This window comes from Lentzea cavernae (assembly GCF_014653695.1).
In the GTDB taxonomy this organism is placed as follows: Bacteria; Actinomycetota; Actinomycetes; order Mycobacteriales; family Pseudonocardiaceae; genus Lentzea; species Lentzea cavernae.
This window is the reverse complement of sequence record NZ_BNAR01000001.1, coordinates 223,272-242,529: the sequence shown is the minus strand read 5'-3', so window position 1 is coordinate 242,529 and position 19,258 is coordinate 223,272. Positions and strand designations below refer to the sequence as shown.

18 protein-coding genes and 1 pseudogene are annotated in these 19,258 nt (G+C 70.3%); 8 read left to right on the top strand and 11 right to left on the bottom strand.

What is annotated here, in order from left to right:
- Positions 1-29: 29 nt before the first annotated feature.
- On the bottom strand, positions 30-881 hold the full coding sequence (locus IE307_RS01185) for an aminoglycoside phosphotransferase family protein (RefSeq protein ID WP_229904268.1): 852 nt from the start codon (positions 879-881) through the stop codon (positions 30-32).
- 24 nt (positions 882-905) lie between these two features.
- Here IE307_RS01185 and IE307_RS01180 point away from each other — a divergent pair, with 24 nt between their 5' ends.
- A complete protein-coding gene (locus tag IE307_RS01180; RefSeq protein WP_191295556.1) occupies positions 906-2,177 on the top strand; it encodes a lanthionine synthetase LanC family protein in 1,272 nt (423 codons plus the stop codon).
- Here IE307_RS01180 and IE307_RS01175 read toward each other — a convergent pair.
- The 7 genes from IE307_RS01175 to IE307_RS01145 all read right to left on the bottom strand — a co-directional run bounded on the left by IE307_RS01175 (position 2,166) and on the right by IE307_RS01145 (position 10,866).
- A complete protein-coding gene (locus IE307_RS01175) occupies positions 2,166-3,170 on the bottom strand; it encodes an LLM class flavin-dependent oxidoreductase (protein WP_191295555.1) in 1,005 nt (334 codons plus the stop codon). The genes IE307_RS01180 and IE307_RS01175 overlap by 12 nt on opposite strands.
- 45 nt (positions 3,171-3,215) lie before the next feature.
- The gene (locus IE307_RS01170; RefSeq protein WP_191295554.1) at positions 3,216-5,930 is read right to left on the bottom strand and encodes a glycoside hydrolase family 2 TIM barrel-domain containing protein; all 2,715 of its coding nucleotides are present in this window, start codon (positions 5,928-5,930) and stop codon (positions 3,216-3,218) included.
- A 5-nt stretch (positions 5,931-5,935) separates the two neighbouring features.
- Positions 5,936-6,763 (bottom strand): carbohydrate ABC transporter permease, encoded by an 828-nt coding sequence (locus tag IE307_RS01165; protein ID WP_191295553.1) that lies wholly within the window; start codon positions 6,761-6,763, stop codon positions 5,936-5,938.
- Entirely contained in the window at positions 6,760-7,641 is an 882-nt protein-coding gene (locus tag IE307_RS01160) for a carbohydrate ABC transporter permease (RefSeq protein WP_229904267.1), read from the bottom strand. The genes IE307_RS01165 and IE307_RS01160 overlap by 4 nt, the downstream gene beginning before the upstream one ends.
- Positions 7,638-8,921 (bottom strand): ABC transporter substrate-binding protein, encoded by a 1,284-nt coding sequence (locus IE307_RS01155; protein ID WP_191295552.1) that lies wholly within the window; start codon positions 8,919-8,921, stop codon positions 7,638-7,640. Before IE307_RS01155 ends, IE307_RS01160 begins: the two co-directional genes overlap by 4 nt.
- Positions 8,922-9,010: 89 nt before the next feature.
- Positions 9,011-9,994 (bottom strand): LacI family DNA-binding transcriptional regulator, encoded by a 984-nt coding sequence (locus IE307_RS01150; protein ID WP_191295551.1) that lies wholly within the window; start codon positions 9,992-9,994, stop codon positions 9,011-9,013.
- A 2-nt stretch (positions 9,995-9,996) separates the two neighbouring features.
- A complete protein-coding gene (locus IE307_RS01145; RefSeq protein WP_191295550.1) occupies positions 9,997-10,866 on the bottom strand; it encodes a LysR substrate-binding domain-containing protein in 870 nt (289 codons plus the stop codon).
- Between the two features lie 77 nt (positions 10,867-10,943).
- Between IE307_RS01145 and IE307_RS01140 the strand changes: the two genes are divergently transcribed.
- The 5 genes from IE307_RS01140 to IE307_RS01120 all read left to right on the top strand — a co-directional run bounded on the left by IE307_RS01140 (position 10,944) and on the right by IE307_RS01120 (position 15,565).
- Positions 10,944-12,170, top strand: coding sequence for an aspartate aminotransferase family protein (locus IE307_RS01140; protein WP_191295549.1), 1,227 nt, complete (start codon positions 10,944-10,946; stop codon positions 12,168-12,170).
- Positions 12,171-12,238: 68 nt separating this feature from the next.
- The gene (locus tag IE307_RS01135) at positions 12,239-13,231 is read left to right on the top strand and encodes a sensor histidine kinase (RefSeq protein ID WP_191295548.1); all 993 of its coding nucleotides are present in this window, start codon (positions 12,239-12,241) and stop codon (positions 13,229-13,231) included.
- A complete protein-coding gene (locus tag IE307_RS01130) occupies positions 13,228-13,854 on the top strand; it encodes a response regulator transcription factor (RefSeq protein WP_191295547.1) in 627 nt (208 codons plus the stop codon). Before IE307_RS01135 ends, IE307_RS01130 begins: the two co-directional genes overlap by 4 nt.
- A gap of 140 nt (positions 13,855-13,994) precedes the next feature.
- Positions 13,995-14,495 carry a VanZ family protein gene (locus tag IE307_RS01125; protein WP_191295546.1) on the top strand — a complete coding sequence of 167 codons (501 nt, stop codon included), beginning with the start codon at positions 13,995-13,997 and terminating at the stop codon, positions 14,493-14,495.
- The gene (locus IE307_RS01120) at positions 14,492-15,565 is read left to right on the top strand and encodes a glycosyltransferase 87 family protein (protein WP_191295545.1); all 1,074 of its coding nucleotides are present in this window, start codon (positions 14,492-14,494) and stop codon (positions 15,563-15,565) included. Before IE307_RS01125 ends, IE307_RS01120 begins: the two co-directional genes overlap by 4 nt.
- On the opposite strand, the gene IE307_RS46530 is transcribed toward IE307_RS01120, so the two are convergent.
- The 3 genes and pseudogenes from IE307_RS46530 to IE307_RS01110 form a co-directional block, all read right to left on the bottom strand.
- A complete protein-coding gene (locus tag IE307_RS46530; RefSeq protein WP_229904431.1) occupies positions 15,562-15,948 on the bottom strand; it encodes a carbohydrate-binding protein in 387 nt (128 codons plus the stop codon). The two genes, IE307_RS01120 and IE307_RS46530, sit on opposite strands and share 4 nt — an antisense overlap.
- A gap of 27 nt (positions 15,949-15,975) precedes the next feature.
- Positions 15,976-17,784: pseudogene (locus IE307_RS01115) on the bottom strand (glycoside hydrolase family 3 protein); the annotation flags it as partial.
- A gap of 130 nt (positions 17,785-17,914) precedes the next feature.
- Entirely contained in the window at positions 17,915-18,457 is a 543-nt protein-coding gene (locus IE307_RS01110) for a hypothetical protein (RefSeq protein ID WP_229904266.1), read from the bottom strand.
- A gap of 63 nt (positions 18,458-18,520) precedes the next feature.
- On the opposite strand from IE307_RS01110, the gene IE307_RS01105 reads away from it, so the two are divergent.
- Together IE307_RS01105 and IE307_RS01100 are read left to right on the top strand one after the other, a co-directional pair.
- Positions 18,521-18,877, top strand: coding sequence for a nitroreductase family deazaflavin-dependent oxidoreductase (locus IE307_RS01105; protein WP_191295543.1), 357 nt, complete (start codon positions 18,521-18,523; stop codon positions 18,875-18,877).
- A gap of 43 nt (positions 18,878-18,920) precedes the next feature.
- The gene (locus tag IE307_RS01100; RefSeq protein ID WP_191295542.1) at positions 18,921-19,229 is read left to right on the top strand and encodes a hypothetical protein; all 309 of its coding nucleotides are present in this window, start codon (positions 18,921-18,923) and stop codon (positions 19,227-19,229) included.
- Positions 19,230-19,258: the final 29 nt, after the last annotated feature.

Sequence of the window (19,258 nt, the reverse complement as noted above, 5' to 3'; positions counted from 1 at the left end):
GTTCCAGCTTCCCAGATCACGTGCGGCGATCAGGCGAGAACACCCAGTGCGCGCGTCAACGCGTCCATGATCACGCGCTCGAACTCGGGGTCGGTGCTGCCGCGCGGCACCCGTTCGGTGAGCATGATCGAGTAGAGATAGGCCTGGTAGGCGGCCAGCCTGACGCGCGCGGCGTCGGTGAACTCGAAGCCGTGGGCCGTCAGGAGGTCCGGATCGTCCTCGATGGAGCCGAACAGCGCGAGCGACACGAACTCCGCGACCGGATCACCCCAGAACGCACGTTCGCCGTCGACGAAGCCGGTGAGGCCGGTGTCGGCGAGGACGTTGCCGTCCCACAGGTCGAAGTGCACCAGCGCCGGACGCTCGACCTCGTCGAACGCCTTGGCGTGCCGGGTCAGGTCGAGGTCGGGGAGTGCGACTCCGTGGCGTTCGGCGTCGGCCCGCACCGCGCCGAACATGCCGGTGAACGCCTCGGTCCACGTCGTGCGCAGGCCGAGTTGCGGATAGCCGAAGCCGGGCCCGGTCACGTCGTGGAGGGCGCGGACGGCCGTGCCGAGTTGCCGGCGCAGCCGCGGGCGGTCCACGTCGGACCGGCCGAAGACCGGTTCGCCGGGCAGGCACGTGGTCAGCAGGGCGGTGTCGTCGGCGTACACGACCTGCGGCACGGGCGCGACCGGTGACGCCAGCGTGCAGAACAACGCCTCGGTGCGGATCAGCTGCCGTTCGTAGGTGAGGCCGGGCAGGCCGGCGGGCGGTGTCTTGAGCACGAACTCGCCCTCGCGCGCCGAGACCCGGTACACCGAGTTGTAGGTGCCGCCGCCCAGCGGGCTGAGCTCCGCGCCGGTGAGGCCGGCGGCCGCGAGAATCCGCTCCACAGTCACCTCCGCCAATGTAATCATCGAGGCATGGGGACGTACCGGGGGACTGCCGAGGCTGCCTGGCGGTGGGTGCTGGACCAGGTGCGGGACGACGACGGCGTGTGGATCCCGGAGTTCCCGGGAGGTGATCTCGACGCCCGGTGGCGCGAGGGCATGTACGCGGGCATCGGCGGGCTGGCGCACGTGCTGGCGGAGATCCGCCTGAGCCGGGAGTGGTCGCCGCGCGAGGAGGAGCTGGCGGAGGTCATCGCAGCGCGCGTGCGGGAGAGCATCGATGAGACCAGTGACGTGACGTTCTTCAACGGGCTGGTCAGCGCGATCAGCGTGCTGACGGCACTGGGGGCGCCCGGCGCCGGCGAGGCGGTCGCCAGGCTGCTCGAACTGTCCACACCGGACGGATGGCCGAACGACATCTTCGTTCCACCGCGGTTCCGCGAGGGCACCCGGACCCACGACCTCACGCTGGGGACGGCGGGGGTGCTGCTGGGCGCGGTGTGGGCCCGTCGTCACGAGGTTCCCGGCGCCGGGGACCTGGCCGGCATCGCGGCGGAGGTCCTGGTGGCGGAACGGGAAGAAGCGCCCGGCGGGCTGAACTGGCGCAGGGTGCCGTCGCGGTTCTACGAGGCGCGGAGCGAGGCCCCCAACTTCTCGCACGGCCTGTCGGGCATCGCGACGGCGCTCGCCCTGGCCGGTGCCGAGCTCGGGCGCCCCGATCTCGTGGAGGCCGCCGGTGCCGGAGCCGGGCACCTCGTGACGCTGGGCGACACCTCGGACGGGGGATTTCGCGTCTCGGCCTCCTGTCCCCGCGTCCCGGACGTGGAGGAGTTCAGCTACGGCTGGTGCCACGGCCCGACCGGCACCTCGTTGCTGTGGCCGGCCCTGCGTCGTGCGGGCGTGGCCGAGGTGGCGGGTACCGACGTCGACGAGTGGCGTCGCCGTTGCTTCCACAGCATCCGCGTCTCCGGCCTGCCCGAGCGGAGGTACCCGGGTTTCTGGGACAACGACGGCCGGTGCTGCGGCACGGCAGGTGTCGGTGACGTGCTGCTCGACTCCGGGCAGCACACGGACTTCGCGCTCCACCTGGCCGACGTGGTGGTGGAGCGCGCGATCCCGGACGGCGACGGGGTGTGCTGGCGGTTCGTCGAGCACCGCGCCGACGAACCGCTGCTGCCGCCCGGCATCGGCTGGATGCAGGGCGCCGCGGGCATCGCCGGGTTCCTGTTCCACGCGGACCGGGTGGAACGCGGAGACGCGCGGTCGGTGCCGCGCGTCGACACGTGGTGGGCTCTAGGCGGGTGACCAGCCCAGTTCCGGGCCGAGCTTCGTGGCGATGTCGGTGAGGATCTGCACGTAGTCCTCGTGGGCGAAGCTGAACGGCAGCGCGAACGCCACCTCGTCGACCTCCTGGAAGCCGAGGTGCGCGTGGAGCTGGTCGGCGATCTCGGCGGACGTGCCGATGATGTCGCGCTCGAACATCATCTGGCGCGGCCCGAACGTCTTGCCGATGCGCGCGGACCGTCCGTCGACGTAGGCCTGGTACTTCGCGCGCTGCTCGGGCGTGGCCGAGTCCGTCGGGATCACGACCAGGCCCTGGGACACCCGGCCGCCGCCGTGCTCGCGGAACGTCCTGATGTGCGCCTGCTGGGTCTCGGCGAAGTCCTCGGAGCCCTCGGACTGGGCCACGTTGCTGGTCAGCAGGTTCAGGCCGTGCTCGCCCGCCCACTTCGCCGAGCGCAGGCTGCCGCCGCCGTACCAGATCCGCTCGCGCAGGCCCTGCGCGTGCGGCTGGACGCGGTCGGACCAGACCTCGATGCCCTCGACGCCGCTGAACGACGCGACCTTCTCGCCGCCGACGAAGTCCAGCAACCGCTGGACGCGGTCGTAGCTGAAGTTCTCGACGTCCGCGGTCTCCGGGTAGAGCGCGTGCTTGACGTCGTCGTAGTGCATCGGCGGCCCGACGCTGATGCCGGGGTTCAGCCTGCCGCCGGAGAGCACGTCGACCGTGGCGAGGTCCTCGGCAAGGCGCAGCGGGTTCTCCCAGCCCAGCGGGATGACCGCGGTGCCGAGCTGGATCCTGCTGGTCCGCTGCGTGGCGGCGGCCAGCAGCGCGACCGGCGACGAGATGCCGAACTGCAGGTGCCGGTGCCGCACCCACGCGCTGTCGAACCCGAGCTCCTCGCCCAGCACGATGACGTCGAGCGTGTTCCGGTGGCCCGCACCCGGATCGTGCTCGTCGAACAGCCCGATGGTGAGAAAACCGAGCTTCCGCAACGGTTCTGACTTCCGCGGCACGGAACCCTCCTTCAGTCTCCCCACCGAGCTTAGATGACGTCTCAACTAGTTCCGGATGCTGAGATCGACCACGAAGCTCGCCTTCCGCGCGTGCAGCCGGTGCTGCGGCAGCACGCCAGGACCGCACGACGCCGTGCCGAGGCCGTGCTGGGCCAGGTCGAGGTTCAGGTACACGCGGTCGCGCGGGATCAGCTCGTGGGTGTGCCGGGCGGCGTCCAGGTCCTCGCTGGTCCAGCGGCGGGCGGTGAAGTCGAACACCGGCTCGCCCTCGACCCGGACGCCCCCGATCTCGAGCCACCGGGCGTCGGCGCGGTTGCCGTTCTCCTGGGGGAAGACGTACGGCGTCTGCAGCGCGTCGACCGTCGAGGAGAAGCGGCCGATCCGGGCGGCCTGGCGGCTGTCCGCGTAGGCCTCGCCCGGTCCCGCGCCGAACCACTCGACGACGTCCGCCTCCGGCAGCGCCATCCGCAGGCCGAGGCGGGGGAGCGTGCACGGCCACTCGCCGTCGGGGGTGACGTCGACCTGGAGCCTGAGGCGGTCGCCGCCGGCGGTCCATCGGTAGTCGGCGAACATGCCGAACCCCCAGGCCGGAGGTGCCACACGGGTGCGGACGACCAGTGCGTTCTCCTGGGCGTCGACGGTGATGACGCGGTGCTGCAGGCGGTGCAGGCCAGCGTCGCGCCAGGCCCTGTCGTCGGGGTGCTCGGAGCCCCGGTCGTTGTCGGTGGGTGCTCGCCACAGGTCGAGGCGGGGGCCGTCCACGGCGAGGTCTCCGAGCCTGGTCAGCAGGCCGGTGGCCGGGTCGAACCGGCCGGGTCCCAGGCTGAGGCCGGGGCGCACGCGCTCGGTGGCGCGCAACGAGGTGGGCCGGGCTTCGGAGACCTGGAGCTGGCCCCATGCGACGACGTGGCCGGCGTCGGCCCACCGCGCGGGGGAGGCCAGGGAGGCGCGGACGGTGAGCCAGGCTTCCCCGGACACGGCGGGGAGGTCGGGGAGAGGCAGGTCGTGGTGGCCCGCCGGGGGCACCACGAGCGTGCCCGTGGCGACCTCTGCCCCTTCGTCCTCCAGCACCCAGTCGAACCTCAGGTGGTCCAGCCCCACGTGGTCGTAGCGGGTCTCGATCCGGATTCCCGTCCCGGTGCCCGTGATCCGCACCGGCTCGAAGACCTTGGCGAACTCCACCAGGCCCGGTGACGGCGTCCGGTCGGGGAACACGAGCCCGTCGATCACGAAGTTGCCGTCGTGCAGCGGTTCGCCGAAGTCGCCGCCGTACGCGAAGTGCCCGTCGCGCTCCAGCCCGTGGTCGATCCACTCCCAGATGAACCCGCCCTGCACGGTCGGGTGCTCCTCGAAGAGTTCGCGGTACTCCAGCATCCCGCCCGGCCCGTTGCCCATGGCGTGCGCGAACTCGCACAGCACGAACGGCAACCCGTGGGTGCGCTCCCGGCCGATCTCGTCCACTTCCTCGTGCGAGGCGTACATGCGGCTGTAGACGTCGACGTACTCGCAGTCGGAGTCGCCCTCGTAGTGCACCGGCCGTGACGGGTCGCGGTCGCGGGTCCACGACGCCATCGCCGCGAGGTTGCGGCCGGTGTGGGACTCGTTGCCCAGTGACCACAGCACGATCGACGGGTGGTTCTTGTCCCGCTCGACCATCCGCCGCATCCGGTCCACGTAGGACTCGGCCCAGCGCGGGTCGTCGCTCGGGTTGCCGGCCCAGCCCAGCTCACCGAACCCGTGCGTCTCGAGGTCGCACTCGTCGATCACCCACAGCCCGTACTCGTCGCACAGCGACAGGAAGTACGGGTCCGGTGGGTAGTGGCTGGTGCGCACGGCGTTGACGTTGTGCCGCTTCATGAGCAGCACGTCCTGCAGGGCCACCTCTCGCGGCACCGCACGGCCGAAGCGGGGGTGGTGCTCGTGCCGGTTCACGCCCCTGAACACGACACGAGCACCGTTCACGGTCAGCACGCCATCGGAGATGGCGACTGTCCGGAAGCCGATCCGCACGGGCACGCGCTCGGCGGCGGTGGACACCACGCCGTCGTACAGCCGGGGGCTCTCCGCGCTCCACGGCTCGACGGGCAACGAAACCGACTGCCCCGGCAGGAGGTCGCGCACCTCCAACTCGGGCACGGACAGCATCCCGCCCTGGACCGACACCGTGCCCGAACCGAGGACGTGGTCGTAGGTCGCGTGGATCTCGTAGTCGGCGACGCCACCGCGCGGACGCGACAGCAGCATCACCGAACGGAAGATGCCGGACATCCACCACATGTCCTGGTCCTCGAGGTAGCTGCCGGCCGACCACTGGTGCACGCGCACGGTCAGCACGTTCCCGGACGGCCGCAGCAGGTGCCCGACCTCGAACTCGCTGGGCAGCCTGCTGCCGCGGGTGACACCCAGCTCGACGTCGTTGAGCCGCACCAGTCCGCACGAGTCGATGCCGTCGAAGCGCAGCACCGCCGGCTCGTCCGGCCAGTTCTCCGGCAGGTCGAAGGTCAGCCGGTAGTCGCCTGCCGGGTTCTCGGAGGGCACGAACGGCGGTTCGACCGGGAACGGGTACCGGACGTTCGTGTACGCGGGGGAACCGTGGCCCTGCAGCTGCCAGTGCCCCGGCACGGTGATGGTGCCCCAGTCGCCTTCGTCGAGGCGGAAGTCCCAGGTCCCGTCCAGCGGCAGCGAGGCCGCGTCGGAGGTGAAGAACGCGCGGGGCGGCAGGGATCCCGTGCCGGGTCCCATGTCCTCGAGGTACGACAAGGTGTTCAGCCCTTCACTGCGCCGGCGGAGATGTTGCTGATGAAGTGGCGGGCGCCGATCAGGAACACGATCACCAGCGGCACGATCGCCACCAGCGTCCCGGCCATCACGACGGCGTAGTCCTGCATGTACAGACCGTTGAGCTGCGACAACGCCACCTGCAGCGTCGTGTTGTTCGAGTCGATCAACACGACCAGCGGCCACAGGTAATCGTTCCACGCGTTGACGAACGTGAAGATGCCGAGGAACGCCAGCGCGGGCCGCAGCACCGGCAGGCCCACCGACAGGTAGGTGCGGAAGAAGCTCGCGCCGTCGACGCGGGCGGCCTCCAGGACCTCGTCCGAGATGGCGCCGCGGGCGTACTGCCGCATCCAGAAGATGCCGAACGCGTTGGCCGCCGCCGGGATGATCAGCGCGTTCAGGCTGCCGACCAGACCGAACTTCGCCATCAGGTCGAACTGCGGGATCGCCGCGAGCTGCGTCGGCACCACGAAGGTGGCCAGCAGGACCGCGAAGAGGACGTTGCCGCCGGGGAAGTCGTACTTGGCGAACGTGAAGGCCGCCAGCGAGTCGAAGAACAGCACCAGCACGGTCGTCGCGATCGCCACGACCAGCGTGTTCAGCACCGACCCGAAGAAGTCGACCTTCGCGAACACCTCACCGACGTTCTCGAACAGGTGCCCGCCGAACCAGAACCTGGGCGGGGACGAGTAGATGTCCGCGGTGGTGTTCGAGGCCATCACCGCGAGCTGGTAGTAGGGGAACAGGGTGATCAGCGCACCGATCACCAACGCGCCGTAGGTGAGGAGGGTGCCGGGTTTCGTCCGGTTCACTTGCCGCCTCCGTCCGGGCGTTGCACGAGCCGCCAGTTGAGGATCGAGAACAGCACCACGACCACGAAGATGCCCCACGCGATGGCGGCGCCGTAGCCGAAGTCGTTGTCCGCGAACGCGGTGTTGTAGAAGTAGAGGACCATCGTCATGCCCGCGCCCTCGGGGCCGCCTCGGTCGCCGAGCAGGATCTGCGACTCGGTGAAGATCTGCAGGCCGCCGATCGCCGACATGACGACGGAGAACAGCAACACCGGGCGCAGCAACGGGAGCGTGACGCGGAAGAACGTCTGCACCGGGCCCGCGCCGTCGAGCTTCGCGGCCTCGTAGACGTCCTGGGGGAGCGCCTGCAACCCGGCCAGCAGGATGATCGCGTTGTACCCGGTCCACCGCCAGATGATCATAACGGAGATCGCGATCCGGATCGCCCACGGATCGGTGAGCCACTGCACCGGATCGACGCCGAGCAGACCCAGGAACCAGTTCAGGACGCCGAACTCGTTGGAGAAGAACGACCCGAACACCAGCGACATCGCCACGATCGACGTGACGTTGGGCAGGAAGTACGCGACCCGCAGGAAACCCTTGTGGCGCACCGAGGAGTTCAGGCCGAGCGCGACGAGCACCGACAGGACCAGCATCGGGATCGTCGACATGACCCAGATGACCAGGGTGTTGCCGATCGACTCCCAGAACACCGAGTCGGTGAGGAGGAACCTGAAGTTCTCCAGCCCCACGAACTTCATCTCGCTGACGCCGTTCCACCGCTGGAACGACAGCCACAGCGAGTACACGACGGGGTAGACCCCGAAGATCGCGAACAGCACGAAGAACGGTGCGATCGCCAGGTACTGCGGGAGGTACCTCCACCTGCGGTTCACGCGAGCACCCCCTGCCGGCGCAGCAGCCGTTCGACCGCGGTCCGGGCGTCCTGCCAGGCCTGGTCGGGGTCCTTGCCCGCGCTCTCGACGTTGGCCAGCTCGTCGGTGTAGGTGTCGGAGATCGTGATGTCCCAGGGGGAGAAGTACACGGGCCGGACCTCCTCCGCGATCTCGCCGAACACCTCGATCGTCGCCTGACCGCCGAAGAACTCCTCCGCGGCCAGCACCTCCGGATCGGAGTAGACGGCGGGGCTGGACGGGAACAGGCCCAGTTCGAGGTAGGACGCGGCCTGGTTCTCCGGCGACATCAACCACTTCACGACCTCGTAGGCGCCCTGCGGATCGGGGCAGTACCTCGTGATCGCGAGGAACGAGCCGCCCTGGTTGCCGGGACCGCCGGGTGCCTGGCACACCTTCCAGCGGCCGGACGTGCCCGGCGCCGACTGCTTGAGGTTGCCGGTGATCCAGGAGGCGTTGACGAACGCGGCCTCCTTGCCGCTGGTCCAGGCCGCGCGCCGGTCGACGCCCTCACCGGTGGCCGCGCCCGCGTACCCCGCCGTGAGCCCCATCCGGAACGCCGTCACCGCGCGGTCCCAGGCCCGCCGCACCTGCGACTGGTCGGCCAGGTAGCGGTTCTCGCGGTCGAGGTACTTCTGCTCCTCCTGCGCGAGCGAGTACGTGAAGACCATCTTCGTGTCGGTGATCAGGTACCGGCCGGGCAGCTTGTCCTTGACCCGCTTCGCGAACTCGAAGTAGTCGTCCCACGTGGACAGTGCGGCGGCGACCGCCCCGGGTTCGCTCGGCAGCCCGGCCTCGGCGAACAGGTCGTGCCGGTAGTAGAGCGCGGCCGGTCCGGTGTCGATCGGGAAGCCGAGCTGGAACCCGCCGGGGCTGCGGCCCGCCTGCCACTTCCACGGCAGGTAGCGCGACTCGTCCTGCCGCGCGCCGAGCGCGTTGAGGTCGGCGAACCTGTCGGTGGCGCTGAAGTACGTCGAGATGCCGTCGCCGAGCATGGTGATGTCCGGCAGGTAGGCCTCGCCGGACAATGCGGCGAGCAGCCGCCGGTTGAGCTCGCCGCTCACCTTGTTCGGCGTGAGCTTCTGGGCGGGGAAGCGCTGCACGGCCTCGCCGAGCACCTTCTCCGACAGGCCGTTCGTCGAGTACCAGAGCGTGGTCCTGCCCGGGTTGGCCGTGGTCGGGCTGGTGCAGGCGGTGGCGCCCAGCGCGGTTGCGCCGAGTGCTGCCGCGCCGGTCAAGAACCTGCGTCGAGTCAACGTCATCGGGGACCCTCCGGAGAGCCCGTGAACGCTCCCGTGAACGTTCACGGATTGGCGCGAAGCATGTGCCGATCAAGGGGGTCTGTCAAGGGTCAGGCGGATTCGCGCACTAACAGCACAGCGCTGACCAGCAGTTCTTCCTCCGGCAACGGCGTCTCGCCCGCGACGAGGCGACCGGCCTGCTCAATCGCGAGCGCGCCGATGCGGCGGGTGTCGAGCGCGACGCTCGTGAGCGCCGGGTCGACCACGGTGCCGAGCTGCAACCCGTCGAACCCGATCACCGCGAGGTCGCGCGGGACGGCCTTGCCGAGCTTGCGGGCCGCCTTGAGCGCGCCCATGGCGATGATGTCGTTGTAGGTGAACACGGCGGTGAGGTCGGGATGCTGCCCGAGCAGTTCGTGCAACGCCTCCGCGCCCCCGTCGGCCGACTGCACGGCGTTGCCGACGACGGGAGCGTGCAGCCCGTGCTCGTTCATCGCGTCGGTGAACCAGTCACGCCGCAGGCTCGGTTCGGCGCGGCCCGCGTGGTCGAGCATGCCGATCCGGCGGTGCCCCGCGGTGACGAGGTGGTCGATGGCCTCGTGCACGCCCTTCTCGCCGTCGATGCGGATCGAGCTGAAACGCGGCATGCGGTGGTCACGGCCGATGAGCACCGCGGGAAGGCCGCTGAGGTGCCGGTCGAGTTCGGCCTCGTCCAGGCTGAAGTACCCGGCGACGGCGTCCACCTGGGACGTGACGACCTCCAGCGTGCCACGTTCCTCGGCGATGCTGTCGGCCGTGTCGTAGACGATCACGTGCCAGCCGCGGGCGCGCGCGGCCTCCAGCGCCCCGGCCGCGACCTCGGTGAAGAACGGGTTGAGCAGGTCGGGGATGACCAGGCCGATCGTGGTGCTGTCCTGGCGCACCAGGCCGCGCGCGAACCGGCTCGGCCGGTAGCCCAGCTCCCTGGCGGCGTCGAGGACGCGCTGCTTGGTGCTGCCGTCGATCTCACCCTTGTCGTTGAGCGCCCGCGACACCGTCTGCCGCGAGACCCCGGCGACCCGTGCGACGTCGTTGATCGTGACGCGCTTGCTCATGATCACCTCTCGTCCGACTGCGACCGAGTATGCAGTGCGTCGAGCACCGCGGTGATCGCGGCGCGCGAGTCGCGGCGCACCGCGGCGGTGATCCTCCTCGTGACCGGCAACTCCCTGGTGAGCACGTCGAACCGCCGGTCGACCGCGAGCGCGGGCAGCACCGCGACGGCCAGCCCGGCTTCGACGTGCTTCAGCGTCAGCATGTAGTTGCTGAACCGGCCCACGACCCTCGGCTCGAACCCCGCCTGCCGGCACAGCCGCGTCGCGAGCGTCGCCATGTACGAGCCGGGGATGTCGAACGCCCAGGGCTCGTCCTTGCACGCCGCGATGTCGTTCTTGGGCTGCCCTGGTGGCGTGACAAGCACGATCGGGTCCTCGCCGAGCGGCACGACGTCGATGTCCCCCGGCACCGGCAGCTCCACGAAGTCGGTGGTCGTGATGATCACGTCGACCTCGCCGGAGAGCAGCGCGGGCATGCTGGCGTGCGGTTCGAGCTCCACGATCTCGACGCTGAGGTGCGGGTGACCGAGGCTCCCGATCGCGGGCACGGCGAGGGTGTGGACCGAGCTCTGGAACGCTCCGAGCCGGATGAGTCCCGACGGTTCGTCGTTCAGCCCTCGGAGCTCGGCCTCGACGGCCTCCATCTGGTCGAGGATCGACCGCGCCCGCCTCGCCAGGATGAGGCCGGCCGACGTGAGCCGGACGCGCCGCCCGGTCCGTTCGATCAGCTGCGTGCGCGTCTCGCTCTCGAGCACCGCGAGCTGCTGGGACACGCTCGAAGCACTCAGGTTCGCGGCCTGCGCCACGGCCCGCACGGTGCCCAGCGCGTCGAGCTGGCTGAGCAGGCGCAGGCGCCACGGGTTGAGCGTCATGCTGTGCAGTATTTCCGAACAGCGAGCGTGGCATTGTGAGATGGACCTGTCGCTCGGCGCGTTTTAGCTTGTCAGTCATGGACACCTTCTGGGACGACGTCGACCGCCACCTCGTCCGCTACGGCGGCACGTTCACGCGCGAGATCATCGACAGCGCGTCGGGGAGCTTCCTGTTCACCGAGGACGGCCGCCGCGTCCTGGACTTCACGTCCGGGCAGATGAGCGCGATCCTCGGGCACTCGCACCCGCGCATCGTCGAGACGGTGCAGCGGCAGATCGCGAACCTCGACCACCTGTTCAGCGGCATGCTCAGCCGCCCGGTCGTGGACCTGGCGCGGCGCTTGGCCGAGACACTGCCGCCGTCGTTGACGAAGGTGCAGCTGCTGACCACCGGCGCCGAGTCCAACGAGGCCGCGCTGCGCATGGCCAAGCTCGTGACCGGCAAGCACGAGGTGGTGGCGTTCGCCCGCTCGTGGCACGGCATGACCGCCGCCGCGGCCGCCGCGACCTACAGCGCCGGCCGCAAGGGCTACGGCCCCGCCACGCCCGGCAACTTCGCGATCCCGGCCCCCACCGGTGACTGGCAGGCGCAGCTGGACCTGGCGTTCGACCTGATCGACGCCCAGTCGGTCGGCTCACTGGCCGCCTGCATCGTCGAACCGATCCTCTCCTCGGGCGGCATCCTGGAACCGCCGCTGGGCTACTTCGCGGCGTTGCAGGCCAAGTGCCGTGAGCGCGGGATGCTGCTGATCATGGACGAGGCGCAGACCGGCCTGTGCCGCACGGGCAACTGGTACGCGTTCGAACGCGACGGCGTGGTGCCGGACATCCTGACGCTGTCGAAGACCCTCGGGGCCGGGCTGCCGCTGGCCGCGGTGATCACCTCGGACGAGATCGAGGCGGAGGCGCACGCCCGCGGCTACCTGTTCTTCACCACGCACGTGTCGGACCCGCTGGTGGCCGCCGTGGGCAACACCGTGCTGGACGTGCTGGCCGAGGAACGGCTGGACGAGCGGGCGGCCAAGCTCGGGGCGTTCCTGCGCAACGGGCTGGAGGACATCGCCTCCCGGCACGACCTGGTGACCGACGTGCGCGGGCGCGGGTTGCTGGTGGGGCTGGAGATCGCGGACGAGTCGATGTCCGCGCCCATCACGCAGAGGTGCCTGGACCTCGGCCTGCACATGAACATCGTGCAGATCCCGGGGATGGGAGGGGTGTTCCGGATCGCGCCGCCGCTGACGGCGTCGGAGGAGGAGCTGGCGATGGGGCTGGGCATCCTGGACGAGGCCATCGGCGCCGCCTGACCACATGGCCACTCGCCTCGGCTGGACGGTCGAGGCGGGTCGCCGCCGCCTCTCCTACGATCGCCCGCATGGGGGTTCACCACCGGCCGTTGGCCGCGACCGCGCTCGTCTGCACGGCGGTCTTCGTCGTCACCGGCCTCAGCAACGGGTTCAGCCGGGCGTTCTTCCAGGACGCTCCCGGGGTCGACGGCGGTGTGCTGAGGACCCCGCCGGTCGCGACCGTTCAAGCGCTCCTCGTGCTGGGAGTCGCTTTCTGGCTGGCCTGGAAGGCGTCGGTACGACCGGCGGTGGTGGCGCTCGCGGCGCTGGTGCTGGTGTCCGCGCACGCCACCTGGGTCAGCTTCCGGTTCGACTACCTCCCGCTGGTGCTGGTGGCCTGTCTGACCGCGGTGGGCGCGGGGCTGTACGCGCGCCTGTTCCAGCGGTCACGGGCGGATCGGGCGGCCGCGGCGGAGGAGCGTGCCCGGCGCGACGAACGCCTCGACATGGCGCGTGAGCTGCACGACGTGGTCGCGCACCACGTCACGGGCATGCTGGTGCAGGCACAGGCCGCGCTCGTCGTGGCGGAGCAGGACAAGGACAAGGCCTGCGCGATGCTGGACGGCATCGTCGACGGCGGCACCGACGCGCTGGGCGCGATGCGCCTGATGGTCAAGACGTTGCGGGACAACGGTGCCGCGGCGGCGACCACTGATCTCTCCGCCGACCTGCTCCAGCTCGTGGAGAGGTCGGGGCTGCAGGTGCGCGCGAACGTCGAGCTCCCCCCGGACGTACCGCCCGAGCTGGGGCGGTCGGTGCTCCGGCTGGTGCAGGAGTCCCTGACCAACGTGCGCAAGCACGCCGTGGACGCGACGAACGTGGAGGTGGACGTGCGGCTCGGTGCCGGTGCGGTGATGCTGTCCGTCGTGGACGACGGAACGGCACGGCCTTCGCACTCCGGCGGGTTCGGCCTGGTGGGCATGCGGGAACGCGTGCACGAACTGGGCGGTCGGTTCTTCGCGGGCCCCACCGGTGACGGCTGGCTGGTCACCGCCGAGCTGCCGCTGGAGGTGCGCGCGTGATCTCCGTGCTCATCGCGGAGGACCAGGACATGGTGCGCGCCGGGTTCCGGCTGATCCTGGACGCGCAGCCCGACATCAGCGTGGTCGCGGACGTCGCGGACGGGATCAGCGCGGTCCAGCGCGCCCGCGAGCTGGAGCCGCAGGTGTGCCTCGTGGACGTGCGGATGCCGGGCCTCGACGGCCTGGAGGTCACCCGTCAGCTCGCCCCGCACACGAGCGTCGTGATCGTCACGACGTTCGACAGCGACGATGTCCTGAACGAGGCACTGGACCTGGGCGCGAGCGGGTTCCTCACCAAGGACGCGTCGCCGGGCCTGCTCGCCGAGGCGGTCAGATCGGCGGCGCGCGGGGACGTTCTCGTGTCACCCCAGGTGGTTCTGCGGGTCCTGCGCCGGTCGACGCCACCGGTCGCCTCCGCCGACGCCGGGGTGTTGAGCGAGCGCGAGCTGGACGTCGTGCGCCATGTCGCAAAAGGCTCGAGCAACAACGAGATCGCCGCCGCGATGAAGGTCTCCGTGTCGTCGGTCAAGGCGTACCTGGCGTCCGTGCAGACGAAGGTCGGTGCGCGCAACCGCGTCGAGATCGTCGCGTGGGCGTTCCGCGCGCACGTGGTGGCCGGCTGACCACGGCCGTTCGGCCGCTCCAGTGCCTGCGGGTGGCCTGATGGCCATGATCTCCCGTCCCTCGGGCCGATCCGGCGGAACCTGCTCCGGCGACAAGATCGTCCACATCGGATTTCGTTGTGGGCGAAGGGTTTCGAGCTGTGCTGAACGCGTGGTCGGTGTTGGGCGAGATCGGCAGGGCGCTGGGGAACCCGCTGATCGCGGGCGGCCTCCTGGCCGGGGCCGTGGTGCTGGGCCTCGGAGCGCGGTTCGCCGCCAGGAGGTTCGGGTGGCGGCCGGTTCCCGCGGTGTTCGCGGGGATCTTCCTCGGCGTGGTCCTCGGCGTGACGCTCTCGCGGACGGTCCCCGCCTGGGCGCAGTGGCCCGAACACGAGTTCTGCCACGTCACCGGGTTCTCGTTGAACGGCTCGGGAGAGCTGCTGAACGCGCTGCTGTTCGTCCCGCTGGTCTGGTGCGCGGTCCTCGCGACGCGCCGGCCGCTCGCGGTGGCGGTCTCGGCGGTCGCGCTGAGCGCGTCGATCGAGGTCGTGCAGCCGCTGATCGGCCGCGGCCTGTGCGAGACGCAGGACTTCCTCAACAACAGCGCGGGAGCCGTCGTGGCGGCTGCCCTCGCGGCCGGCTTCCTGGCGGTGCGCCGGTGAACGCCCGGCACCTCTGGACCGCGGTCGTCGCCGGTCTGCTCGTGTGGGTCCTCTTCCGGAGCTTCGGGACCGGCCTGCTCGACCTGCGCGTGTACCTCGCGGGCGGTAGGGCGTGGCTGGCCGGAACGGACCTCTACACCACGCACTTCCGAGGCCCCAGCGGTCTGCCGTTCACCTACCCGCCCTTCGCGGCGATGGTGTTCAGCGGCCTGACGGCACTTCCCGTTGCTGCTGCGGCACTTCTCTTCACGGCGGTGGGCATCGGCCTCTTCACGGCCGCGGCCCGCACGTGGGCGGGGTTCGGCCTGATCGCGTTGTGCCTGCTGCTCGAACCTCTGCGCGTCAGCCTCGACCTGGGCCAGATCAACCTGGTCCTGCTAGGCCTGGTCGCCGCCGACTGCCTGCTGCCGCGCACGTTCTGGCCCCGTGGGACGCTCGTCGGACTGGCCGCGGCGATCAAGCTGACCCCGGCGATCTTCGTGCTGTTCTTCCTGTGCCGCGGGCGGTGGAGGCCCGCGTTGACCGCCGTGGCCACGTTCGTCGTGTGCGCTGTGCTCGCACCCGGTCAGGCGCAGCAGTTCTGGTTGCACGCGATGCTCGACCCGGAACGCGTCGGCGGCCTCGCCTACAGCGCGAACCAGTCGTTGCGCGGCTTGCTGTTCCGGCTGGGCGCACCGGAGTTCGTGTGGCTCGTCGCGGCGGTGGCGGTGCTGGGGTTGACGGTCGTGGTGCTGCCTCGTTTGCGGGACGACCTCACGGCGCTGGTGGCGACCGCTGCGGCGGGACTGCTGATCTCGCCGGTGTCGTGGTCGCACCACTGGGTGTGGATCGCGCCGGCGTTGGCGTTGCTGAACGGTCGGGTGCGCGTCGCGGTCGTGGTGGTGTTCGCGGTGGGGCCGCACTGGTTGCTGCCTACCGCGGGTGATCGGGAGCTGGGGTGGACGTGGTGGCAGCACGTCGTCGGGAACACCTACGTGTGGCTGGGGCTCGCGTTCCTCGGCTGGTGCGCCCTGGGAGTGAGGCGGTGGAACGGGGTTCCCGCCCGGATCCCCGTTCCACCACCGGTCTAACGGGCGAACTGGAACCAGTTCACGTTCGCCAGGTCACCACCCGTGCCGCCGGTCGCCACCAGGTACAACCGGTGCACCCCGGTAGCTCCGGAGGCAGCAGCAGTTCGGCTGGTCCACGTCTGCCACCCACCCGTGCTCGCCGCCGACACGGTCGCGACCACCGGACCGGTCGGGCTGTCGAGGCGGAACTGCAGGGTGCCGCCGGCCGTGGAACCGGACGCGAGGCGCGTGGTCACCGAGGTCGGTGGCGTGGCCCCGAAGTCGACGTCCGCGTAGGCCACGTGGTCGCCGGGCGTCAGGTAGCCGACGTTCTGCCCGCAGCCCGAGTCGGTGCACCGCTCGACCTGCGTGCCGCGCTGCTCGTCGTAGTACGAGGCGCCGATGATGCCGTAGGCGTTCTGCGTGGCGGGGAACTGCGTGCCGAAGCCGTACGGGAACAGGGGAGTCTTGCCGTCGCCGGTGTTGATCGGTTGCTGGGAGGCGCTCTGCATCCACGTGAACGGCAGCGTGCCGGTCGGTTTGTAGTCGCCGAACAGGACGTCCGCGACGCCGTTGCCCTCGGTGCCCGGCAGCCAGGCCGCGACGAGTGCGTGCCACTGCGGCAGTTGCGCCGCGATGTCGAGCGGGCGGCCGGAGACGAGCACCACCACGACCGGGACACCGGTGGCGCGCAGGGTGTTCAGGGTCGCGATGTCCTCGGCGTCGAGGCCCAGGCTTGCGGGGCGGTCGCCCGCGCCCTCGGTGTACGGGGTCTCGCCGATCACGGCGATCGCGGCGTTGTAGGTGCCGTCGATGCCGGTGCCGTTGCGGTTGTACGTCACCGTGCTGGACGGCGACACGGCTGAACGGATGCCTTGCAGCACTGAGGTTCCCGGCGTCACCGCGCCGCTGCCGCCCTGCCAGGAGATCGTCCAGCCGCCGCTCTGGTAGCCGATGTTGTCCGCGCTCTTGCCCGCCACGAACAGCTTCGACGCGGTCTTGGGCAGCGGCAGCACGCCGTTCTGGTTCTTGAGCAGCACCTGCGACTTGCGCACGGCCTCGCGGGCGAGGGCGCGGTGCTCGGCGTTGCCGACGGTGGAGGTGTAGCCCCGGTCGGTCAGCGGCTTCTCGAACAGGCCGAGCTCGAACTTCTTGGTGAGGATGCGGCGGTTGGCGTCGTCGATGCGCGACATCGGCACGCGGCCCGCCTGCACCTCCTGCTTGAGGTAGGTGATGAAGGTGCGCCACTCGGTCGGCACCATGATCATGTCTAGGCCCGCGTTGATCGAGTCGCGCACCTCGGCGGCGGTGAAGCCGGGCCGGCCGTCGATCTGGTCGATGGCGTTCCAGTCCGACACGACGAGGCCGCTGAAGCCGAGCTCGTTCTTCAGCACGTCGGTGACCAGGTACTTGTGGCCGTGCAGCTTCGTGCCGTTCCAGCTGCTGTAGGTGATCATCACCGAACCGACGCCGCGCGCGATGGCCTCGCGGAACGGCGGCAGGTGCGTCGCGCGCAGCTCTGCCTCGCTGACCTGCGTGTTGCCCTGGTCGGTGCCGTTCGTCGTGCCGCCGTCGCCGATCCAGTGCTTGGCCGTGGCGAGCACCGAGCCGGGGTCCGACAGCTTCGAGCCCTGCAGGCCGGTGATCATCGTCGTCATCGACGTCGCGTTCTCGGGCGTCTCGCCGAACGACTCGTAGGTCCGGCCCCACCGGTCGTTGCGCGCGACGCACAGGCACGGCGCGAAGTCCCAGTCGATACCGGTGCCCGACACCTCCTCGGCCGTGGCGCGCCCGATCCGCTGCATCAGCGCGGGATCACGCGTCGCGCCCAGCCCGATGTTGTGCGGGAAGATCGTGGCGCCGACGACGTTGTTGTGGCCGTGCACGGCGTCCACGCCGTAGATCATGGGAATTCCCAGCGGCGTGGCCAGAGCGGCCCGCTGGAAGTTGTCGTACATGTTCGCCCACGACGTGGCGTTGTTCGGCGACGGCGCGGACCCGCCGCCGGACAGCAGCGACCCGATCCGGAAGTTCGTCAGGTCGGCGTTGCTGACCGCGTTGCGCTCGGCCTGCGTCATCTGGCCGACCTTCTCGTCGAGCGACATGCGGCTCAGGAGGTCGGCGACGCGAGCGGGAACCGGCTGGGCGGGGTCCTTGTAGATCGGATCGGCCGCGGCGGCCGCAGGGGTGGGGATGACGGCGGCACTGAGCAGAAGTGCGGCCGCGAGGAACTTTCTCACAGGGCAGACCTCCGGGGAATGAGGTCCTGTTTACCTTGCGGCACAACAGGGTTCGCCGAGCGTAACCCGCACCTGGAAAGTGGTATAGACCATAGGGGAACCGGTACTGGTTCCGGTTCCCCTCACGCTGCTAGCGGCACCAGGACTGCACCAGCTGCTCGAAGTCCGGGAACTCCGCCCGCGCCGCGGCCAGCACCTCGGCGGGCGTGCGCGGCTCGACCCCGGAGTACTTCTCCGCGACTGCGCGCAGTTCCTCGTTCGGCACACCGGTCTCCGCCCCGAACTCGACCGCCTCCTGCGGCCCCACCCCGCCCGCGAGCAACCACAGGAACTCGCCCAGGTTCACCGCGACGGGCCCGACCTCGCCCTCCGACCCGAAGAACATCACCGGCTGCGCGGTCAGCGGCCCCTCCCGCACCAGCCACAGCACGGCCAGCCCGCCCGTGCCGTCCTTCCCGAAGAGCCGGAACCGGGTGCTGTCCAGTTCTCCGTTGCCCGTCCAGTGCCGGAGCCAGTGGTCCGTGTCCTCGGCCGACTCGAACTCCTCGTGCGGCTCGTAGTCCATGTTCGAGGGCGAGGGCTCATCGGCTTCCTCGTCGTACTCGTACGGGAAGTCGATGCCGCTCAACGCCACCAGCGCGGCGGGGAAGACGCGGTCGTCAGTGATCTCCACGCGCGCACGCTACTTCAACAGATCGCACGCCGACGACGTCTTGGAGCAGGAGAGGAGTCCGACATGCCGATGCCAGGGTGGTGGGGCCACCTCAACAGCCGCGTGTTCACCCCGCGCGCGTTCAAGAGCGGGAAGCGCGTGGTGCTCACCCACGTGGGCCGCAGTTCGGGAATGCCCTACCGCACGCCGATGGAAGCTCATCCGGTCCAGGGCGGCTACCTGGTCCACGGGTTGGGCTCGGACTGGGTGCGCAACGTCCTGGCTGCGGGGCACGCCCGGCTGGCGGTCGACGGCGAGGAGGTCGAACTGGTCGCGCCACGCGTGGTGGGGGAGGAGGAGGCGCTCGCGGCCCTGGGGGTCGTGGTCGGGCGGCCGAAGTCGCTCCGCATCACCGAGTTCCTCCGCATGGACCTCGCGTGAAGAATTGCACCCCGGTGCCTGAGCACGGGTCTACCGTCGGAGCATGGACGAAGCAGAGGTGTGGGCGCCCGAGGCGTGCACGTTGCCGACGGCGGAGAGACCGTTCCGCGTGGCCGAGTTCGACGACCTGCTCGCCACCGCGAGGCGCCACCGTCCGGAAAGGACCCGCCTCGTCCTCGACCTGGAGCCGAGACCGGAGGTCGCGGCACGGGCGGCGGACCTGGCGGTGCGGGAGACGGGCTGCTGCTCCTTCTTCACCTTCGAGCTGACGGCGACCGGAGGCGGTCTGACCCTGGCCATCTCGGTGCCGGAGGCACAGGCCCAGGTGCTCGACGCGCTGGCGGCGAGGTGAGAGGCCGCGCACCGGTCACCTGCTCGCAC

Coding starts and splice junctions, on each gene's coding strand:
- IE307_RS01180 (WP_191295556.1), top strand. CDS start 906: ATGGGGACGTACCGGGGGACTGCCGAGGCTGCCTGGCGGTGGGTGCTG.
- IE307_RS01155 (WP_191295552.1), bottom strand. CDS start 8,921: ATGACGTTGACTCGACGCAGGTTCTTGACCGGCGCGGCAGCACTCGGC.
- IE307_RS01150 (WP_191295551.1), bottom strand. CDS start 9,994: ATGAGCAAGCGCGTCACGATCAACGACGTCGCACGGGTCGCCGGGGTC.
- IE307_RS01145 (WP_191295550.1), bottom strand. CDS start 10,866: ATGACGCTCAACCCGTGGCGCCTGCGCCTGCTCAGCCAGCTCGACGCG.
- IE307_RS01140 (WP_191295549.1), top strand. CDS start 10,944: ATGGACACCTTCTGGGACGACGTCGACCGCCACCTCGTCCGCTACGGC.
- IE307_RS01135 (WP_191295548.1), top strand. CDS start 12,239: ATGGGGGTTCACCACCGGCCGTTGGCCGCGACCGCGCTCGTCTGCACG.
- IE307_RS01105 (WP_191295543.1), top strand. CDS start 18,521: ATGCCGATGCCAGGGTGGTGGGGCCACCTCAACAGCCGCGTGTTCACC.
- IE307_RS01100 (WP_191295542.1), top strand. CDS start 18,921: ATGGACGAAGCAGAGGTGTGGGCGCCCGAGGCGTGCACGTTGCCGACG.